Below are 19991 nucleotides of genomic sequence, written 5' to 3' on the forward strand. Positions count from 1 at the left end.
GCTAGCACCGGCAATTAGGACAGGGCTGTCCGCGCCCGCCCCTCGAGTGCGTGTGGTAGCTTCGTTCCTGACCACACGGGTGCCCCTGCAGGGGCTGAGATCGGGCTGACGCGGCCTGCGACCGTCGAACCTGTCCGGGTAATGCCGGCGAAGGAAGTGAGTATTCCTTGAATACACCCAATGCAGTGCTGCCCCCTGCCCAAAACCACCCTGCCGGAGCCACGCCTGAAGCACCGGTCACCCAGTCCCTGAAGTCCCACTCGCTGGCCTACATCGATGATCCGCAGCACGGCATCCGTGTCCCGGTAACGGAGATCGCGCTGGAGCCCTCGCCCAACGGCCAGCCGAACGCCCCTTTCCGCACGTACCGGACAGCGGGCCCGGGAAGCGACCCCGTCCGGGGCCTCAGCCCTTTCCGGTCGGGATGGATTGAAGGGCGGGATGACACGGAAGAGTACAGCGGAAGGGCACGGAACCTGCTCGACGACGGCCGCTCGGCTGTGCGCCGCGGCGCCGCCTCTGCGGAATGGAAAGGCGGGCGCCCGGTGCCCCGCCGCGCCGTCGACGGCCGGACAGTCACCCAGATGCACTACGCCCGGAAGGGCGTGGTGACGCCGGAAATGCGGTTCGTGGCGCTGCGGGAAAACTGTGATCCGGAACTGGTCCGGAGTGAGGTTGCGGCTGGACGGGCCATTATCCCCGCCAATATCAACCATCCGGAGTCCGAACCGATGATCATCGGCAAGGCTTTCCTGGTGAAGATCAACGCCAACATCGGCAACTCCGCCGTCACCAGTTCCATCAGGGAGGAGGTGGACAAGCTGCAGTGGGCCACCCGGTGGGGTGCCGACACGGTGATGGACCTTTCCACGGGCGACGACATCCACACCACCAGGGAATGGCTCATCCGCAATTCCCCCGTGCCGATCGGCACCGTGCCCATCTACCAGGCCCTGGAAAAGGTCAACGGCGAGGCGAACGCACTGACGTGGGAAATCTTCCGCGACACCGTCATAGAACAATGTGAACAGGGCGTGGACTATATGACGGTCCACGCCGGCGTCCTGCTCCGCTACGTGCCGCTGACCGCCAACAGGGTCACCGGCATCGTGTCCCGGGGCGGGTCCATCATGGCGGGATGGTGCCTGGCGCACCACCAGGAGAACTTCCTGTACACGCATTTCGATGAGCTGTGTGAGATCTTCGCCAAGTACGATGTCGCGTTCTCGCTGGGTGACGGCCTGCGCCCCGGTGCCACCGCCGATGCCAACGACGCTGCGCAGTTCGCGGAACTCGACACGCTGGCTGAGCTTACGGACCGCGCCTGGAAACATGACGTGCAGGTCATGGTGGAAGGGCCGGGCCACGTCCCGTTTCATCTGGTGCGGGAGAACGTGGAGCGCCAGCAGCAACTGTGCAAGGGCGCGCCGTTCTATACGCTGGGGCCGCTGGTCACCGATGTGGCCCCAGGCTACGACCACATCACCTCAGCCATCGGCGCCACCGAGATCGCGCGCTACGGCACCGCCATGCTCTGCTACGTCACACCCAAGGAGCATCTGGGACTGCCCGACAGGGACGATGTGAAGACCGGAGTCATCACCTACAAAATCGCCGCGCACGCCGCCGACCTGGCCAAGGGCCACCCCGGGGCGCACGAACGGGACGACGCCCTGTCCAAGGCCAGGTTCGAGTTCCGCTGGCGGGACCAGTTTGCCCTTTCACTTGACCCCGAGACGGCCGAAGCCTTCCATGATGAAACCCTTCCGGCCGAGCCCGCCAAGACGGCACACTTCTGCTCCATGTGCGGGCCGAAGTTCTGCTCGATGCGGATCAGCCAGGACATCCGCAATGAGTACGGATCCGCGGAAGCCCAGGCCGCGATAGCCGAAGCGGCATCCGGGATGCGGGAGAAGAGCCAGGAGTTCCTGGAATCCGGCGGCAAGGTGTACCTTCCCGAGCTGAAAGTCCCGGCCGGCAGCTAAGCCTGCCGCCGGCGGCGACCGGCGATTGCCTGTGACCGGCCCGAGCAGTCAGGACGCCCGGGCCGGTTCACTCCGGCTGACTTCGGCGAGGAACTGCCGGATGGCCCGGTTGCCGTCGGCTGAGTCGTGGGGCCGGTGCCCGCCGGCGGCGACACGGTGCAGGGCACCGGTTTCCTGCAGATACCCGGCAATCTCTTCGTAGAGCGGTTCCCACCCCCCGGTCAGGACAAGGGTAGGGACGCCCGGAACGATGTGAAGCGGCGCTTCCCATGACGGTGACTGCAGCCGCAGCCGGCGGGCTGAGCGCTTCTCCTCCAGGGTTGCCGGCTGGTGCAAACCCGCGGCGTAGACGCGGCGGACGAACTCCCGCTGGAAGTCCTCGTCGCTGAGCTGGTGGCGGACGTCAAACAGCGGCTTCATCATCCGGATGTGGGCGGCTGTTGCGGGCAGCTCCGCGGTGAGGGAAAGGCAGGCCGGCTCCACCAGGGTCAGCGAATGAACGAGGTCCGGGCGCTCCACGGCCGCCATCATGGCCGGAATGGCTCCCTGTGCGTGAGCCACCACGTGTCCTCCGGCAGCACCGCGCCCGTCATCGCCCAGGGAACGCAGCACGATGGCCGTGTCCTCCGCAAAGGAGGACTCCAGGGGTTCGGCGGTGCTGTGGTATCCGTGCCGGCGGAGGAACAGCGCATCGTACATCAGCGCCATGCCGTGCTGCCGGGGCCAGGCGGCGGCGCCGAAAGTCCCCGAGCCGTGCACGAACACTACCCTCTGCTTAAACATCCCCCAACCCTATTCCACCGCACCGGCATCTTAACTAAACAGCGCCAGGTGTCGTTGGGACGATTCCAACAACACTTGGCGCTGTTTGCCGCTAATTTCGGGGAGGTTCCTATTTGCCCAGGAACTTGTCGAAGCCCTTGGGCAGATTCAGCTGGGACGGGTCAAAGTCACCCGACTGCTGGCCGAAGGAAGCTCCGGTGGGCAACGCCTTCGCGGCGTTCGCCCGGCGTGCCTCGGCGTCCTTCCGCTCCTGGGCAGCCTTGGCCGGGTTGCCGGACTTCGCCTTCTTCTTGGGTGCATTCTTCGCGTTCTTCCGTGCACCTCCGCCGGCGCCCGGCATGCCTGGCATCCCGGGCATGCCCGGCATGCCGCCCTGGGCCATCTTCTTCATCATCTTCTGAGCCTGTGCGAAGCGTTCCAGCAGCCCATTGACCTCGGAGACGTGGACACCGGAACCACGCGCAATACGGGCACGGCGCGAACCGTTGATGATCTTGGGGGCCACGCGTTCGTGCGGCGTCATGGACCGGACGATTGCTTCCACGCGGTCGATCTCGCGTTCGTCGAACTGCTCCAGCTGCTGGCGGATGTTCTGGGCGCCAGGCATCATCATGAGCATTTTCTTCATGGAGCCCATGTTGCGGATCTGCTGCATCTGGGCCAGGAAGTCGTCCAGGGTGAAGTCTTCCTGGTCGGCGAACTTCTTCGCCATCCGGGCAGCTTCGTCTTTGTCCCAGGACTTCTCGGCCTGCTCAATGAGCGTGAGGACGTCGCCCATATCCAGGATGCGCGAGGCCATCCGGTCCGGGTGGAACAACTCAAAGTCGTCCAGGCCTTCACCGGTGGACGCGAACATGACGGGCTTGCCGGTGACCGAGGAGACCGACAGCGCGGCACCGCCGCGGGCATCGCCGTCGAGCTTGGACAGGACGATGCCGGTGAAGTTGACGCCCTCGTCAAACGCCAGGGCCGTGTTCACGGCGTCCTGGCCGATCATCGAGTCAATGACAAAGAGGACTTCGTTGGGCACGATGGCCCGGCGGATCTGGCGCGCCTGCTCCATCATGTCCGCATCGACGCCGAGGCGGCCCGCGGTGTCCACGATAACGACGTCGTGCAGTTTCTGGCGGGCTTCCTCCACGCCGGCCCGGGCGACAGCCACGGGATCGCCGGCCGGATGTTCCAGCTCGGTTGAGGTGGCACCGGGGTGCGGGGCGAAAACAGGCACGTTGGCCCGCTGGCCCACCACCTGCAGCTGGGTGACGGCGTTGGGCCGCTGCAGGTCACACGCCACCAGCATGGGGCTGTGGCCCTGGGACTTCAGCCACTTGGACAGCTTGCCCGCAAGGGTGGTCTTGCCCGCGCCCTGGAGGCCGGCCAGCATGATGATTGTGGGGCCGTTCTTGGCCAGGCGGATGCGCCGGGTCTCGCCGCCGAGGATCTCCTTGAGTTCCTCGTTGACGATCTTGACGATCTGCTGGCTGGGGTTCAGCGCCGCTGAGACCTCGGCGCCCAGCGCACGTTCGCGCACGCGGCTGGTGAATTCCCGCACCACGGGAACGGCAACGTCCGCGTCCAGCAGGGCGCGGCGGATCTCCCGGACGGTGGCATCGACGTCGGCCTCCGTCAGGCGGCCCTTGCCGCGGAGATTCTTGAAGGTTGCTGTCAACCGGTCAGAGAGTGAATTGAACACGCGCCGTGAACTTCTTTCAGGAGATGATCGGGACTCGACTATCTAGGGTACCAAGTCGGGCACGCCAGATGGCATGCTGGCAAAATGACGAGCCAACCAACTGTCAAGACCCTGCTCATCCTCGGCGCCTCAGGCGACCTCACAGGCCGGCTGCTTCTGCCGGGGCTGGCCCGCCTGGTGGCCGCCGGCCGCGCTGGGGGCCTCCGCCTCGTGGGCGCCGGCTCCGACCCCTGGACACCGGAACAGTGGCGGGAACGGGTGCAGTCCTCCTCCGCCGCAGCTGCGGACACCGCGGGGCCGGACGGAAGGGACGCGCTGGCCGCGCTGGCAAAGGACACTGTGTACCACCAGCTCGATGTCACGGCTGCCGGCGCCCTTGCGTCCCTGCTGGAAAGCCTCGACGGCCCCATCGCCGTCTACTTCGCGCTGCCACCCCGCATCAGCCAAATGGCGTGCGAGGCACTGCGCCCCGAAGAGGTGCCGGCAGGGACGCGGCTGGTGATGGAGAAGCCCTTTGGCTCCAGCGAGGAATCGGCGCGGTCCCTGAACAGGACGCTTGCCCGGCTGGTACCGGAGGACCACATCCACCGCGTGGACCATTTCCTGGGGAAAGCCACGGTCCTGAACATCCTGGGGCTGCGGTTCGCCAACAACTTCCTGGAACCGGTCTGGAACCGGCGCCACGTGGAGAAGGTGGAAATCTTCTTCGACGAAGATCTCGCCCTGGAGGGCCGGGCACGGTACTACGACGGTGCCGGCGCCCTGAGGGACATGATCCAGAGCCACCTCCTGCAGGTGATGGCCCTCCTGGCCATCGAGCCGCCGGCAACCCTGGGTGAGCGGGACCTGCGCGACGCCATCGCGTCCGTCCTTCGCGCAGCCAGCGTTGCTCCGCCCTTTACCGGTTCCACCCGGCGGGCCCGCTATGGTGCGGGCACCGTGGGAGGCAAGACGGTGCCCGATTATGCCCGCGAGGACGGCGTGGACGCGGACCGCGGCACAGAGACACTGGCTGAAATCCGGATTGGAATCGACAACTGGCGCTGGAACGGCGTTCCCTTCATCCTCCGGTCCGGCAAGGCCCTTGGTAAGAAGCGGAAGGAAGCTGTGATCACCTTCCTTCCGGTGCCGCACCTGCCGCAGGGATTCACGGGCGTCGACTCCCCCAACCAGCTGAGGATCGGATTCGGCCCGGACACCCTGGAGTTCGATGTTGACGTCAATGGCCCCGGAAACATTTTCAGCCTTGGCCGGGTCACCCTCGAGGCGGAGCTGAGCGCCTCGGACCTCCTTCCCTACGGTGAGGTCCTTGAAGGTGTGCTGACCGGTGACCCGTTGCTGTCGGTGCGCGGTGACACCGCCGAGGATTGCTGGCGGATCGTTGAACCGGTGCTGCAGGCCTGGGCGCAGGGTTCGGTTCCCCTTGAAGAGTACGACGCCGGGTCGGCGGGTCCGGCGGCCTGGGCCACCTCCCGGGAAGGGCAGTGAGCGGAGGCCGGCTTTAGGGTCGGCGCGCACCCCCTTAAACGCCGAAGCGGGGTGGGCGGGAACCTTCCGGTTCCCGCCCACCCCGCTTCCGTCTGCCCGTGCTCCCCCTGTGGAAGGAGCCGGCCGAAGGACTGCCCTAGATGGCGGCTACGCCGCGTTCGCCGGTCCTGACCCGGACTGCCTCAAAGACGTCCATGGTCCAGACCTTGCCGTCACCCGCCCTGCCGGTGTTGGAACTGGCGATGATGACGTCCAGGATGTCATCGGCCTGCTCGTCCGTAGCCAGCACCTCTACCCGGATCTTGGGCAGGAGGTCCACGTTGTACTCGGCTCCGCGGTACACCTCGGTGTAGCCCCGCTGCCGGCCGTAGCCGCTGGCTGCGCTGACCGTCAGGCCCTGCACTCCGTAGGCCTCCAGGCCTTCCCGGATGGCTTCAAGCTTCTCGGGCCTGACGATTGCGGTGATCAGTTTCATGCCCCCACGCTTTCCTTGCCTGTTGCGGTTTCTGACTTCTTGGCATCTGCTGCGGCGCTGCCGGCGGTTTCTGCCTGGTTCTTGCCGGTGATCATGTCGTGCAGCGGCTGGAAGCTGCCGCCGTGTCCGGAGACGCCGAACTCGTAGGCGGTCTCGGCGTGCAGGCTGAGGTCCACACCCACCGTTTCCTGTTCCTGCGAGACTCGGAAGCCCATGGTCTTGTGGATGGCCAGCGCGATGATGGTGGTCATGACTGCCGAGTAGGCGATGGCGATGCCGGCAGCTGCGAGCTGGGCCCAGAGCTGGGCGAAGCCGCCGCCGTAGAAGAGGCCGCCGCCCGCACCGTCGGCGGGCAGTGCAATGAAGCCGAGCGCCACGGTGCCGATGATGCCTGAGACGAGGTGGACGCCAACGACGTCGAGCGAGTCGTCGAAGCCCCAGCGGAACTTGAGGCCGACGGCGAGTGCGGATGCCACGCCTGAGACCACACCGAGGCCGAGGGCACCGACGGGGCTGACGTTGGCGCAGGCCGGGGTGATGGCCACGAGGCCGGCGACCACACCGGACGCAGCGCCGAGGGACGTGGGGTGGCCGTCGCGGATCCGCTCGGTCACGAGCCAGCCGAGCATTGCCGCTGCCGGAGCTGCCAGGGTGTTGACCCAGATGAGGCCGCCCTGCTCGGCCGTGGTGGCGGCACCGCCGTTGAAGCCGAACCAGCCGAACCACAGGAGCGCAGCACCCAGCATGACGAACGGAATGTTGTGCGGGCGGTGGTTCGGGTCCTTGCCGAAGCCCTTGCGGTTGCCCACGATGAAGACGAGGATAAGCGCCGCTACACCGGCGTTGATGTGGACTACGGTGCCGCCGGCGAAGTCGATGGCTTCACCCAGTGCGGCGCCGACGGCGCCTTCTTCGCTGAAGAGGCCGCCGCCCCACACCATGTAGGCGAGGGGGCAGTACACCAGGGTTACCCAGACGGGGACGAAGACGCTCCAGGCACCGAACTTTGCCCGGTCCGCGATGGCGCCGCTGATGAGGGCTACGGTGATGATGGCGAACGTTGCGCCGAAGCCCACCATGATGAGGCCGTCAGGGGTGTCGATGTTCGCAAGGCCGAACTTAGCGAACGGGTTGCCCACCATCTGGAGGAAGCCCTCGCCGGAAGACATCGAGTAGCCCCAGAGGACCCAGACGACACCGACCATGCCGATGGAGATGAAACTCATCATCATCATGTTCAGTGCCGCTTTGGCGCGTGTCATGCCGCCGTAGAAAAATGCCAGCCCCGGTGTCATCAGCAGCACGAGTGCTGCGGACACCATGACCCAAACGTGACCTGCGGTAAGTTCCATGGTGCACGTCCTCTCTTCCGAATCTTGCGGAGTCCTCCGCCTGCCAACGCCCTTTGCGTCCTGTAACGAGTGTGTCGGCGGCGTGTTTCGCCCGCAGAGGATTTAGATTGCCGGACTGTTACAACAACCTCTAGGAAGTAAATGGTGCATATCCGCCTTGTTACGGTTGTGTTTCACCACTCCCGCCGGCAGCCGGCGGCCCACCCTGCAAGGAACTGTGCACCATGACGGCAGAAGCCCGCGCCAGCGGCACCGCTTCAAGGATCCTGGCCCGCCTGCGGCCCCGCCGGGACAAGCTTCCCCGCGATATCAAGGTGATGCTGGCCGCCGCGTTCCTGATCGCGCTGGGATTCGGGCTTGTTGCGCCTGTATTGCCGCAATTCGCCACAACATTCGGTGTGGGCAATACCGAGGCTGCCGTGATCGTGGCGATCTTTGCGTTCATGCGGCTGGTCTTCGCCCCGGCCGGCGGTGCCCTGATCGCCAAGCTCGGGGAACGGCCGGTCTATGTGTCGGGGCTGCTCATTGTGGCGGCCTCAACGGCGGCCTGCGCCTTTGCCGGGAGCTATTGGCAGCTGTTGCTGTTCCGTGGACTGGGCGGAGCGGGTTCGGTGATGTTTACGGTGGCTTCCATGGCCCTGGTGGTCAGGCTGGCGCCGCCGGAGAGCCGGGGCAGGGTGTCCGGCGCCTACGCCTCTGCGTTCCTGATCGGCAACGTCTGCGGACCGATAGTCGGCGGCCTGCTTGCGGGATTCGGCCTGCGGGTTCCGTTCCTTGCCTACGCGGCGGCCTTGGTCATCGCGGCAGCAGTGGTCCAGACGCAGCTGAGCCACCAGCGTCGCGGCTCCGGCCCGGCGGCCAAGCGGGCGCCGGACATGCCCTTCGGCGAGGCCCTGCGGACCGGGGCCTATCGGGCCGCGCTGGCCTCCAGTTTTGCCAACGGGTGGGCTACGTTCGGGGTCCGGATGGCCACCGTCCCGCTGTTTGCTGCAGCGGCCTTCGGCGCCGGTCCCGAGGCGGCCGGACTGGCCCTGGCGGTATTCGCGGCCGGCAATGCGGCGGCGCTTTCATTTTCCGGCCGCCTGGCAGATTCGCTGGGACGCAGGCCCATGATGATGTGGGGGCTGGCGGTGGCGGGGTTGGCCACCGCGGGCATCGGCTTCACCCAGAACCTGCCCTGGTTCCTCGCCGCTTCTGCGCTTGCCGGCGTCGGCTCGGGCCTGTTCGGCCCTGCCCAGCAGGCTGCCGTTGCAGATGTTATCGGCAGCGGCCGGTCCGGCGGCAAGGTGCTGGCGGTCTACCAGATGACGTCCGACGTCGGTGCGATCGTGGGTCCCGTCCTGGCCGGCCTGCTCGCGGACCGGCTGGGCTTCGGCTGGGCTTTCGGTGTCACGGGCGGGGTCCTGCTCTTGGCTGTCCTTGCGTGGCTGGCCACGCCGGAAACACTTCGGCCCGCCACGTCGCAGGACGCAGCGGGCCAAAAGAAGGATTAGCGGCTAGTTCAGCAGCGCGTCCACAAATTGCTCGGCGTCGAACGGAGCGAGGTCGTCCGCGCCTTCGCCCAGGCCGATCAGCTTGACCGGGACGCCGAGGCTCTTCTGGATCGCGACGACGATGCCACCCTTGGCAGTGCCGTCGAGTTTGGTCAGGACGATGCCGGTGATGTTGACCACCTCAGAGAAGACGCGGGCCTGGTTGAGGCCGTTCTGGCCGGTGGTTGCGTCCAGGACCAACAGGACCTCGTCCACTTCGGCAAGCTTTTCCACGACGCGCTTGACCTTGCCAAGTTCATCCATGAGGCCAACCTTGTTCTGCAGCCGTCCGGCGGTGTCGATCATGACGACGTCGACTTCCTGGTCGATGCCTGCCTTCACGGCTTCGTAGGCCACCGACGCGGGGTCGGCTCCGTCAATATCGGACTTGACGGTGGGAACGCCGACGCGCTGTCCCCAGGTGGCCAGCTGTTCGGCGGCGGCGGCACGGAAGGTGTCTGCGGCACCAAGGATGACATCCTTGTCTTCAGCCACCAGCACGCGTGCCAGCTTGCCCACCGTGGTGGTCTTGCCCACGCCGTTGACGCCCACCACCATCATGACGGCCGGCTTGTCCCCGTGGCGCTGGACATTCAAGGTGCGGTCCATGGTGGGGTCAACCACCTTGATGAGTTCCTCGCGGAGCATGGCCTTGACGTGCTCCGGGCTGCGAGTGCCGAGAACCTTGACGCGTTCGCGGAGGGCATCCACCAGCTGCATGGTCGGTTCGGTGCCGAGGTCCGCCAGGAGGAGGGTTTCCTCCACCTCGTCCCAGACATTCTCATCGATCTTGTCGCTGGAAAGGAGGGCCAGCAGGCCCTTGCCCATGATGCTGTTGGAGCGGATCAGGCGTTCGCGCAGCCGGGTCAGGCGTCCCGCCACGGGCAGGGGGGTTTCAACCGGAATAACTTCCAGTCCGGCGGCGTCGTCGGGGACTGTGGTGTCCACGCCGTCAAGGTCCGCCCCGGCGGGGGCTGTCCGCTCCGTAGTGGCGGTATCTTCGGCCACGAGGGTGCTGCCACCGGGCCGGAGTTCGGGGTCGTTTGCGTCACGCGTTCCCGGGTAGCGGTTGATGTTCTTCCGCGTCTTCACCAGGACCGGGATCAGGGCTCCGACAACCACCAGGGCACCGAGAATGGACAGGATTATGGGAAGGATGTCATTCACTCCCCTAGCTTCTCATAACCGCCGGAGCCCTTTTCCCGCTGCGGCGGGGAGCTGACCTGCCGTTACTCGGGTGTTGGCCCGGTGACAGTCCGGCGGCGGTCAGGCAAACACCGGTCAGTCGTCGTTGCCCAGGCGCTGGCTGATCACGGTGGAGACGCCGTCGCCGCGCATGGTGACTCCGTAAAGGGCGTCGGCCACTTCCATGGTGCGCTTCTGGTGGGTGATGACAATGAGCTGGCTGGACTCACGCAGTTCTTCGAAGATAGTGATCAGCCGGCCCAGGTTGGTGTCGTCCAGGGCGGCCTCCACTTCGTCCATGACGTAGAACGGGGAGGGGCGGGCTTTGAAGATCGCGACGAGCAGGGCCACCGCAGTCAGGGACCGCTCCCCGCCGGACAGCAGTGACAGCCTCTTGATCTTTTTGCCCGCGGGACGGGCCTCCACTTCGATTCCGGTGGTGAGCATGTCCGCGGGGTCGGTCAGGACCAGCCGGCCTTCGCCGCCGGGAAAAAGCCGGTCGAATACCCGGACGAACTGTGCCTGGGTGTCCTCGAATGCCTCGGTGAACACCCGCTGGACCCTGTTGTCCACTTCCTTAATGATGTCCAGCAGGTCCTTGCGGCTTGCCTTGAGGTCCTCCAGCTGGGTGCTGAGGAACTGGTGGCGTTCCTCCAGGGCTGCGAACTCCTCCAGCGCCAGCGGATTGACCTTTCCCAGGCTGGACAGGTCGCGTTCGGCCTTCCGGAGGCGTTTCTCCTGTTCAGCCCTGACGAACGGCACCCCTTCGACGATGGCCTCACCGGTTTCATCCACCGGGGCACGCAGGGCAGCCCATTTGTCGCCTGTTTCCTGCGCGGGAACCGGAACTGCAACGTGCGGACCAAACTCCGCCACCAGGGCGTCAGGGGTGATCCCGAGTTCATCGACGGACCGGGTTTCCAGGGCTTCGATGCGGGCGCGCTGCTGGGCCCTGGCAAGCTCGTCACGGTGGACGTTGTCGGTAAGCTCGGCGAGCTCCTTGGCGAGCAGTTCGTTGGCGGCGCGGAGTTCCTGCAGCTCACTGTCCCGGCGTTCGCGGTTTTCTTCCGCCAGGTCACGGGCGTGCCGTGCCATATCAACGGAAACGTCCACGAAGTCCAGGGCCGAGTCAACAGCCGCCCGGACCGCCGCTGCCCGCCGGGCCTCGATGCGCCGGCGCCGCGCCCTTTCGGCAGCCTCCTCACGGGCACGCCGTTCAGTGGCGGCAGCACGTTCCAGTGAGGCGACGCGGTTGCGTGTGGCCGCCGCCTGCTCTTCGGTGCTCCGCAGCGACAACCGGGCCTCCACCTCTGCCGCACGGGCGGCCGAGGCAGCCTTTGCGAGGGCATCACGCTCTGCCGTTGACGGTTCCTGCTCGAGAGGCACCTCCTGTGCCGCGGCAAGCCTGGCCGTGATGGCCGCGAGCGCCTGCTCCTCTGACTCCACGTTGGCCTCGGCGCGGGCCAGCGAGGCCGCGAGCCGGTCGCTTTCGCCCACGGCGCTGCGCAGTACTGAGTTGAGGTGTCCCAGCCGCTCAGCTACTGCGGCCAGCCGCGCGTCGGACTCGTGCAGCCTGTCCAGGGCGGCGTCCGCCTTTTCCTGCGCTCCGGCGCGCTCTGCCTCGGCCCTGGCGAGGGCGAACCTGTTGCGCTCCAAGGCGCCGGTAACCTGCCCAAGCTCTTTGTCGGCGTCGTCCACGGCGGCCTGGACTTCCAGCAGTGACGGCGCCTTCGCCGAGCCGCCGGTAACGGACACGGCGGTAAAGATGTCCCCCGCGTGGGTGACGGCTGTCAGGCCGGGCTGTTCCGCTACAAGGGCCGCGGCGGCCTGGATATCGGGCACGACGGCGGTCCGGCACAGCAGGTGCCGCACCAGCGGGGTGTAGGCGTCGGCGGTGTCGACGAGGCTTGCGGCCAGGACCGCCCCTGCCGGGAGTGCCTGGGCCGGTGGATGGCCTTCGGGCAGTGGACCCGCTGGAACCAGCAGCAACGAGGCCCGGCCGGCGTCGTCGTCCTTGAGCATCTGCAGGACGGACTCCGCGGTGGACGGGTCCTCGACCAGGAGCGCCTCGGAGGCTTCCCCGAGTGCTGCGGCGATGGCGGTCTCATAACCGGCCCGCACCCGCAGCTCACCGGCGAGCGCGCCCCGGACCCCGCCAAGCCCTGACTGCAGGACGTGCCTGGCTGCGTCCTTGCGCTCCAGGCCGAGCTTCAGGGCCTCGAGGCGGGCTGCGAGGGCATCGCGCCGGCGGATGCCCTCGTTGACGTCTGATTTGAGGTCCGAGATTTCCTGCAGGACGGTATCCAGCGCTTCGCTGGCGGCCTCGTATTCTGCGTCGAGGGACTCCTCGCCTTCCTCCACGCCCGCAACCTGGTTTTCCAGGGCGGTGAACTCTTCCTGCGCCCTGGCACGCCGCCCGGCACCAGCGGACAGTGATTCGCGGAGCCGGCCGAGCTCCGCCTGGGCGGACTCCACCCGGGAGCGGGCAGTTCCGACCTGGCCCGCGAGGCGCGCCAGGCCTTCCCTGCGGTCTGCGACCGCACGCAGTTCCGCGGTGAGGCGCTGGTCCTCGGCCTGCGCCGCGCGCTCTGCTTCCGCCTTGGCCGCCGTTGCGGCTTCAAGGGCCGTGCGCCGGCCCGCGAGTGACTGTTCAAGTCCGGCCAGTTCACTGCCCACGCGCGCCGCCTGCCGTTCCAGCTGCTCGGGATCCCGGCCCCCGGACGGTGCATCGTCCACGGATCCGAGCACGCGGCTCCGCTCCTGGGCCAGCGACCCGAGGGAACGGAGCCGCTCCCGTGCGGCCGTCAGCCTGTACCACGTGTCCCGGGCCGCGTTGAGGCGCGGCGTAGCTTCGGCTGCGAGCTGCTCCAGGGCAGCCTGTTGCCGGCGCCCGGATTCCAGTTCCTGCCCCACGATGATTCGCCGCTCCTTCAGTGCGGCTTCGTCAGCGACGTCCTGCTGCAGAACCAGTTGCAACTGCACCAGGTCATCGGCCAGCAGGCGGGCGCGGGCATCCCTGACGTCGAACTGGACGCGCTGGGCGCGGCGCGCCACCTCGGCCTGCTTGCCCAAGGGTGTGAGCTGGCGGCGGATCTCGCCCGTCAGGTCCGTGAGGCGCTGCAGGTTTGCCTGCATTGCCTCGAGTTTGCGCACCGTCCGTTCCTTGCGCCGTCGGTGTTTGAGGATCCCGGCGGCTTCTTCGATGAAGCCCCGGCGGTCCTCGGGGGTAGCGTGCAGGACCCGGTCCAGCTGGCCTTGGCCCACGATGACATGCATTTCCCGGCCCATGCCGGAATCGGAGAGCAGTTCCTGGATGTCCAGCAGGCGGCAGCCGGCGCCGTTGATGGCGTACTCCGAGCCTCCTGTTCGGAACAGCGTCCGGGAGATGGTGACTTCGCTGTACTCAATAGGCAGGGCGCCGTCAGTGTTATCGATGGTCAGCGAGACATGTGCCCGTCCCAGTGGGGGGCGGCCGGAGGTCCCAGCGAAGATGACGTCCTCCATCTTGCCGCCGCGGAGGGTCTTGGCGCCCTGCTCCCCCATCACCCAGGCCAGGGCGTCCACTACATTGGACTTGCCGGAGCCGTTTGGCCCCACCACGGCAGTGACTCCCGGTTCGAAGTCGAAGGTGGTGGCGGAGGCGAAGGACTTGAACCCCCGGACGGTCAGGCTTTTGAGGTGCAAGGCTTTTCGGGTCTCCTGGGCGGGGCTGGGGCGGCTGCTTGGCGGTCCTAAATCTACCGGGTTGCGGCCGAAAGTCGCGGATCCGGCGCCGCCTGTCCCGTCCCGCCCCGCGTATATCCGCCAGCAGGTAGGCGGGGACGCGTCATCGGACCACGGCCGGAGACCAGGCATGTTCGATGAAGAGTTCCGGGGTTGCTCCGGCGTGCGTGGACAGGGACCAGATATCGCTGTCCTGGCCGGTATCATCGCGGGGAAGTCCATAGAGGATGGTGTTCCCGTCCAGCCATTCGAGCTGGTCGTCCAGGTTCCGCTGTTCGCCCAGCACGGTGACGTTTCCCGTGGCAAGGTCCAGCACGGCAGGGTGGCGGTCACCCACCAGGGTCCCGGAGTCACTTTTCTTGAACGCGATCCGCTTGCCGTCCGGGGAGATGGACGGGCATTCCACCCCTGAAGCAACCACTGTCAGCGTCCGCTCTGCCAGGTCGCCGCGGACCAGCCAGATGTTCCCCTGGGACGAGGCAGTGGCGTAGAACGCGTTGGGCGCGCCAGGCACGAACGTCACGCCCCAGATGTTCCGGTCCGTGGCCTTGATGCGGGTTCCGTCTGCCATCAGGGCGAAGGTTTCGAGGTTTCCGTAGACTGTGCCGTCTGCACCGCGGATCACAGTCTCCGTGGAGAATCCCGCCGAAGCGTAGGAGTGCCCCGCGACGAATACCGTGCTGGCCAGGAGCGCTCCGTCGGGGCTGATCCGGGTCCGGCTGGGGATACCCCCGAGTGCCCATCCCTGCAGGGGCTGGAGCGACGGGCCATATGTGCTTGCCTCGAATGTGGTGGGAACAGCGTTCTTCGTCGCCAGGCAGCTGACAATCTGCCGGGTGGCATAGACGCGGTCGCACGCACGGCCGGAGAGGAACCGCTCCCCCGACGGATTGGTGAGAGGAGCGAAAGCGGCTTCACCGTTTCCCCGGCCGGCGGCGGTGTTGCGGAACATCACGAAGGGTTCCGCGGGGAGGGCGCTTGCAGCAGCGACCTGGACCGCGGGCACCGCTGCCTGGCTGGTTCTGGCCTCCTGGAACGCCGTGGCGGCGTAGGCGCCGGCCCCGGCCAGAGACAGGAGCGTGACCGCCAGCAGCGCCACTATCCGCCGGGGGACGCCGGCAACGGACCGAAGGCGGGGACCTGCAGCGGCAGCATGCGCGCCGTCGTCGCCCGTTCCTTTGCGGCGGGCGGGCCGGGCCTGCTGGGCGCGCCCGCTCAAGACGCTGTCCGCGGGGTATGGCGCAGGAGTACCGTCGCTGCGCCAAGGGCCGGAAGAAGGAGAACAGCCACGCAGGCCGCCGCCGCTGCGGGGCCAGCGGCGTACCACAGCACGCCGAACGCAGCCGCGGACACCATCCGGCTGAGGGCCACCACGGTTTGGGCCGTCCCGAGCGCGGTGCCGAGATATTTCGGTACCGCCAGCTGGGAGACCATAGCGGCGAGTACCCCGTCCGTTGCCGCGTAGAACAGGCCGAGCAGCAGCAGGCAGCCAAGGGTGGCTGCCGTGCCCCCGGCTGGAACGGCAGCCAGCACGTAACAGGCGAAGAGCGCCAGGTGGCCGGCCAGGAACACCGGCACCCGGCCCAAGCGGTCGGCCAGGCGACCGATGGGGATCGCGAAAACAAGGAATGCGGCGTTGGTGCCCACGAACAGGAGGGGGAACCATTGCACGGGAAACGCTTCGCGGCTTTGCAGCAGCAGGTACACGAAGCCATCGCCGATGGTCAGCAGGCCCAGCAGCCCTGCTGCCACGAGCAGCCGTGGCAGTCCCCGGACCCTGAGCGCCCGCCACGAGGTCCGCGACCATCCCGTTTTCGGTTGATGCGCGGGCGCTTCGGCCAACGGTTCCCGGAGGTCAGTCTCCGCTGCCGGTGCTTTGCCGGGCCATGCCGTTCTGTTGGGCACCGCCAGCAGCAGCACGGCGACTCCGATGACGGCAAACGCCAACGACACCACGAAGACGCTGCTGTACCCGTTGGGAATCAGTGACAGCAGCGCGAAAGCAATCAGCGGTCCGGCGGCCGCGCCGATGTTGTCGAGCATCCTGTGGACACCGAAGGACCGCGCGAGGTAGTCGGGCTGCGCTTCGGCAGCGATCATGGCGTCGCGCGGGGCGGTGCGGATGCCCTTGCCCACCCTGTCGCCGGTAACGATGGCTGCTATGGACCAGAACCCGCCGGCGAAGAGGAAGCCCACGCGGGCCACCATGGAGAGCCCGTATCCGGCCGCGGCTACGCTCTTCGGCCGGCCGGTCCGGTCGGAGATCCAGCCGGCACCGATCCGGACGATGGCGCTGGCACCCTGGTTGATGCCGTCGACAATTCCGAAGGCAATGGTGGAAAGCCCCAGGAACCCGGTGACATAGAGGGGAAGGACGGCGGCCACGGACTCGGACGAGATGTCGGTGGCCATGCTGACGATGCCAAGCCAGATGATCACCGGGGACAGGCGGAATGCTGTGCGGGTGGCGGACAGGACAGTGTCCGGCTGGTCTTTGCGGCCACCTTTGCGGTCTGACATCGATATGTACAACGGCTGCCCGTCCCTCAATCAGCTGGGATGGCGTTGCACTGCCGCGGGCCGCGCACCGCCTGTTCCGGGCCAGCCTTTCAGCCGGCGGCCGGTTGGGGAATCAAGAAAGCCGAAACTTTTTGTTGGCGTTACCAGCGTCCGTTGCGGGGCCGCGGCTGGCATACCGGGCACGTGTAGGAGGACCGGTTCATGAACTGTTCACGGCGGATGGTGGCGTGGATTCCCGCAGCCGTGCACCGTTTGCAGGGCTCGCCTTCGCGCCCGTAGGCATTGAGCGACCGGTCAAAATATCCGGAGGCCCCGTTGACGTTTACGTACAGGGAATCGAAGCTGGTTCCGCCGGCGTCCAGGGCATCGAGCATGACCGCCCGGGCGCTGTCGATAAGCCGGAAGGCGTCAGCCCGCCGCAGCTTGTCGGTGGGACGCGCGTAGTGCAACCGTGCACGCCAGAGGGCCTCATCGGCGTAGATGTTACCGATTCCCGAAACCAGCCCCTGGTCCAGGAGCGCCCGTTTCAACCCGGTTTTCCGCGCACGCAGGCGCTGGTAGAAACGGTCGAATGAGAAGGCCGGGTCCAGCGGATCCCGGGCAATGTGTGACGCCTCCCCGGCGATCAGCGGAAGGGGCGACTCCGCGAGGCCGCCGGGGCCGCCGTCGTCGGTGGGAACCAACGCGGTGACAAAGAGCCCACCGAAAATGCGCTGGTCCACGAAGCGCAGCTGGCCAGGCATGCCGGCACTGGGGCTGAGATGGAGCCGGACTTTCAGGTGCTTTTCGTCCGGAACGCCCGCGTCCTGCATGAGCAGTTGCCCGCTCATGCCAAGGTGGGCCATCAGCGCCACCCGCGAGGGTGGGGCTTGTCCGTTGCCTGCCGCCTGCTGGTGGGCGGAACCATCGACTAACGGCAGCCACAGGAATTTGCCGCGCCGGACGACATCAGACACGGTGGCACCCTGCAGGTTGCCGATGAAGTCCTCCACACCGAGGGCGTGGCGGCGGATGGAGCGGGGGTCCAGCACATCGACAGACTCGATGGTCCTGCCGCGGACCCAGCTCACCAGGCCGCGGCGGACCACCTCCACCTCGGGCAGTTCAGGCACGGGAGGCTACTTGGCGGGGACTGAGCCGGCGGACTTGCCGGCGCCGTCAGCGGCATCGGGTCCGGACAGGACGCGCCAGGCATCCGCCGCAGCCTCCTGCTCCGCTTCCTTCTTGGAATGGCCCGTGCCCTTGCCGTAGGGCTTGCCGCCGATATTCAGGACTGCGCTGAAGGTGCGTGCGTGGTCCGGCCCTGCGCCCTCCACTGCATAGTGGATGGTTCCAAGCTGCCGGCTTGCCGCGAGCTCCTGGATGCTGGTTTTCCAGTCAGTCCCGGCCCCAAGCACGGCTGCATCCTTGAGCAAGGGTCCAATCAGGCGCATGACCAGCTGGCGCGCGGTCTCGATGTCGTTGGAGACGTAGGTGGCACCAATCAATGCTTCCATGGTGTCAGCGAGGATGGAGGCCTTGTTCTTGCCCTCCGTGAGTTTCTCGCCCTGTCCCAGGTAAATGAACTCGCCGATGCCAAGGCTCCGGCCGATGTTGGCAAGGGCCCGCGTGCTGACCACGGCCGAACGCCGCTTGGCCAGCTCGCCCTCGGGGAGATCCGGATTGTCCCGGTAGAGGGAATCCGTGACCGAGAAGCCCAGGATGGAGTCCCCCAGGAATTCGAGCCGCTCGTTGGTGGGGATTCCGCCGTTTTCGTAGGCGTAGGAACGGTGTGTGAGCGCAAGACGAAGCGTCCCGGCGTCAATAGTGACGCCGAGACGCTTCAGAAGCTCTTCAGTTGAAGACATCAGTCAGCCTGAGTGGCCGATTAGACGTCAGCGACCTTGCGGCCCTTGTACTCAAGGAACAGCGCAGTGCCAGCAGAGTCGGTAACGACCTTCGCCTGGTGCGGCAGGCTGTAGGTGACCTGGCCGTTTTCAACGGTCTTCACCAGGTGGGGGGCGGTCGCCTTCCACTGCGAGCGGCGGGCGCGGGTATTCGAGCGAGACATTTTCCGCTTGGGAACAGCCACGGCTAACTCATTTCTCTCTAGACAAACACGTACAAATCAATTTTGCCGGTCAGGCTTAGCCATATCAGCTAGGGCAGCCCAGCGAGGATCCAAGACCTCGTGGTGGTGCCCCGGCTCGTCTTCCAGGCGTACTCCGCATTCGGAGCAAAGGCCCTGGCAGTCTTCCCGGCACACCGGCTGGAACGGCAGGTTGGTGACAACCGCGTCCCGCAACACCGGTTCAAGATCGATTACATCGTGCTCGACTCGACGTTGCTCTTCATCTTCTTCTCCGTCCGAAAGCTCAGCACCTTCGTAGAAGAAAAGTTCTTGCACATTGACCTCAAGGTCATACGCAAGGGGATCCAGGCATCGGCCGCATTCCCCGGTTACACCGGCGATGACGGTTCCTGATACCAGGATTCCTTCGTGTACGGCCTCCAGCCTCAGGTCCAGCTCGACATCCGAGCCTTCCTGAACGCCAATGAGCGCCACACCAAGATCACCAGGTGCGGGTACATGTTCCTTCAGTGTCCGCATGCTTCCCGGGCTGCGCCCGAGGTCCTTGACGTCGAACGCCAGGGGCGAACCAGCATCTCTTTTAATGAGAACTCCTGTTGAACATATGACCGACGTACCATCTTAGCCTGAAGAGCCACGGGGACTCAAACCGGCCGGCGATACCGCCGAAGTACCGGACCAGCCTACCGCCTGGGCTGCTGATTCGCCGAAGGCTCGCCCGCCAGCAGCCTCCGCAGTACTGACCTGGGGACGTACTCGGAGACGTTGCCGCCCAGCCCGGCCACCTCCTTGATGAGGGTCGACGACAGGTGGATGTAATGCGCTTCCGCAGGCAGGAAGACAGTTTCCACCCCACTCAGTTGCCTGTTCATCGTGGCCATGGGCAATTCATAGTCAAAGTCCGAGGAGGACCGGAGTCCCTTGACGATGGCCGAGACGCCCCGCTGCCTGCAGTATTCAGCCAGCAGCCCCTCACCTACGGGTTCAACAACGATTCCCTTGAGGGACGCGAGGGTTTCGCGCGCCATTTCGAGGCGCTCATCGAGGCTGAACCGGTACTTCTTGGCGTAGTTGGTGGAGATGGCCACAATGACTTCGTCGAAGAGACCGGCAGCGCGGGCAATAACTTCGAGATGGCCGTTATGGATGGGATCAAAGGATCCGGGGCAGACAGCTCGTCTCAT

Annotated in this window: 16 protein-coding genes and 1 riboswitch; of the genes, 3 read left to right on the forward strand and 13 right to left on the reverse strand. The window is 66.3% G+C overall.

The window, feature by feature from the left end; translation table 11 throughout:
- The first annotated feature begins 65 nt into the window (after positions 1–65).
- Positions 66–173: riboswitch (TPP riboswitch) on the forward strand.
- Complete coding sequence (gene thiC / locus ACHL_RS11240; protein WP_015937408.1) at positions 168–1985, forward strand: phosphomethylpyrimidine synthase ThiC; 1818 nt, start codon at positions 168–170, stop codon at positions 1983–1985. (Overlaps the previous riboswitch by 6 nt.)
- Before the next feature lie 48 nt (positions 1986–2033).
- Here the strand turns inward: thiC and ACHL_RS11245 are convergent, their stop codons facing one another.
- Both ACHL_RS11245 and ffh read right to left on the reverse strand, forming a co-directional pair.
- A complete protein-coding gene (locus tag ACHL_RS11245) occupies positions 2034–2768 on the reverse strand; it encodes an alpha/beta fold hydrolase (protein WP_015937409.1) in 735 nt (244 codons plus the stop codon).
- A 109-nt stretch (positions 2769–2877) separates the two neighbouring features.
- A complete protein-coding gene (ffh, locus tag ACHL_RS11250) occupies positions 2878–4461 on the reverse strand; it encodes a signal recognition particle protein (protein ID WP_015937410.1) in 1584 nt (527 codons plus the stop codon).
- An 84-nt stretch (positions 4462–4545) separates the two neighbouring features.
- Between ffh and ACHL_RS11255 the strand changes: the two genes are divergently transcribed.
- Entirely contained in the window at positions 4546–5949 is a 1404-nt protein-coding gene (locus tag ACHL_RS11255; RefSeq protein WP_015937411.1) for a glucose-6-phosphate dehydrogenase, read from the forward strand.
- Positions 5950–6085: 136 nt separating this feature from the next.
- Here the strand turns inward: ACHL_RS11255 and ACHL_RS11260 are convergent, their stop codons facing one another.
- Complete coding sequence (locus ACHL_RS11260) at positions 6086–6424, reverse strand: P-II family nitrogen regulator (RefSeq protein WP_015937412.1); 339 nt, start codon at positions 6422–6424, stop codon at positions 6086–6088.
- The gene (locus tag ACHL_RS11265; protein WP_015937413.1) at positions 6421–7776 is read right to left on the reverse strand and encodes an ammonium transporter; all 1356 of its coding nucleotides are present in this window, start codon (positions 7774–7776) and stop codon (positions 6421–6423) included. Before ACHL_RS11265 ends, ACHL_RS11260 begins: the two co-directional genes overlap by 4 nt.
- Before the next feature lie 224 nt (positions 7777–8000).
- Here ACHL_RS11265 and ACHL_RS11270 point away from each other — a divergent pair, with 224 nt between their 5' ends.
- Entirely contained in the window at positions 8001–9269 is a 1269-nt protein-coding gene (locus tag ACHL_RS11270) for an MFS transporter (RefSeq protein WP_015937414.1), read from the forward strand.
- A 3-nt stretch (positions 9270–9272) separates the two neighbouring features.
- Here the strand turns inward: ACHL_RS11270 and ftsY are convergent, their stop codons facing one another.
- The 9 genes from ftsY to coaD all read right to left on the reverse strand — a co-directional run bounded on the left by ftsY (position 9273) and on the right by coaD (position 19991).
- On the reverse strand, positions 9273–10475 hold the full coding sequence (gene ftsY / locus ACHL_RS11275) for a signal recognition particle-docking protein FtsY (RefSeq protein ID WP_015937415.1): 1203 nt from the start codon (positions 10473–10475) through the stop codon (positions 9273–9275).
- Positions 10476–10589: 114 nt separating this feature from the next.
- Entirely contained in the window at positions 10590–14177 is a 3588-nt protein-coding gene (smc, locus tag ACHL_RS11280) for a chromosome segregation protein SMC (RefSeq protein ID WP_015937416.1), read from the reverse strand.
- A gap of 142 nt (positions 14178–14319) precedes the next feature.
- Entirely contained in the window at positions 14320–15435 is a 1116-nt protein-coding gene (locus tag ACHL_RS11285; RefSeq protein WP_015937417.1) for a TolB-like translocation protein, read from the reverse strand.
- Positions 15432–16736: an MFS transporter gene (locus ACHL_RS11290; RefSeq protein WP_015937418.1), complete on the reverse strand. Its 1305-nt coding sequence runs from the start codon at positions 16734–16736 to the stop codon at positions 15432–15434. The genes ACHL_RS11285 and ACHL_RS11290 overlap by 4 nt, the downstream gene beginning before the upstream one ends.
- Positions 16737–16876: 140 nt before the next feature.
- Positions 16877–17848 carry a bifunctional DNA-formamidopyrimidine glycosylase/DNA-(apurinic or apyrimidinic site) lyase gene (gene mutM / locus ACHL_RS11295; RefSeq protein ID WP_015937419.1) on the reverse strand — a complete coding sequence of 324 codons (972 nt, stop codon included), beginning with the start codon at positions 17846–17848 and terminating at the stop codon, positions 16877–16879.
- Between the two features lie 6 nt (positions 17849–17854).
- A complete protein-coding gene (rnc, locus tag ACHL_RS11300; RefSeq protein WP_015937420.1) occupies positions 17855–18583 on the reverse strand; it encodes a ribonuclease III in 729 nt (242 codons plus the stop codon).
- A 20-nt stretch (positions 18584–18603) separates the two neighbouring features.
- Positions 18604–18807, reverse strand: coding sequence for a 50S ribosomal protein L32 (gene rpmF, locus ACHL_RS11305; protein ID WP_009356569.1), 204 nt, complete (start codon positions 18805–18807; stop codon positions 18604–18606).
- A 36-nt stretch (positions 18808–18843) separates the two neighbouring features.
- Positions 18844–19368: a YceD family protein gene (locus ACHL_RS23805; protein WP_081434814.1), complete on the reverse strand. Its 525-nt coding sequence runs from the start codon at positions 19366–19368 to the stop codon at positions 18844–18846.
- A 122-nt stretch (positions 19369–19490) separates the two neighbouring features.
- Positions 19491–19991, reverse strand: coding sequence for a pantetheine-phosphate adenylyltransferase (gene coaD / locus ACHL_RS11320; RefSeq protein WP_015937423.1), 501 nt, complete (start codon positions 19989–19991; stop codon positions 19491–19493).

It is taken from the genome of Pseudarthrobacter chlorophenolicus A6 (assembly GCF_000022025.1).
In the GTDB taxonomy this organism is placed as follows: Bacteria; Actinomycetota; Actinomycetes; order Actinomycetales; family Micrococcaceae; genus Arthrobacter; species Arthrobacter chlorophenolicus.

Coding starts and splice junctions, on each gene's coding strand:
- ACHL_RS11245 (WP_015937409.1), bottom strand. CDS start 2,768: ATGTTTAAGCAGAGGGTAGTGTTCGTGCACGGCTCGGGGACTTTCGGC.
- ACHL_RS11255 (WP_015937411.1), top strand. CDS start 4,546: ATGACGAGCCAACCAACTGTCAAGACCCTGCTCATCCTCGGCGCCTCA.
- ACHL_RS11260 (WP_015937412.1), bottom strand. CDS start 6,424: ATGAAACTGATCACCGCAATCGTCAGGCCCGAGAAGCTTGAAGCCATC.
- ACHL_RS11265 (WP_015937413.1), bottom strand. CDS start 7,776: ATGGAACTTACCGCAGGTCACGTTTGGGTCATGGTGTCCGCAGCACTC.
- ACHL_RS11270 (WP_015937414.1), top strand. CDS start 8,001: ATGACGGCAGAAGCCCGCGCCAGCGGCACCGCTTCAAGGATCCTGGCC.
- ACHL_RS11290 (WP_015937418.1), bottom strand. CDS start 16,736: ATGTCAGACCGCAAAGGTGGCCGCAAAGACCAGCCGGACACTGTCCTG.
- rnc (WP_015937420.1), bottom strand. CDS start 18,583: ATGTCTTCAACTGAAGAGCTTCTGAAGCGTCTCGGCGTCACTATTGAC.
- coaD (WP_015937423.1), bottom strand. CDS start 19,991: ATGAGACGAGCTGTCTGCCCCGGATCCTTTGATCCCATCCATAACGGC.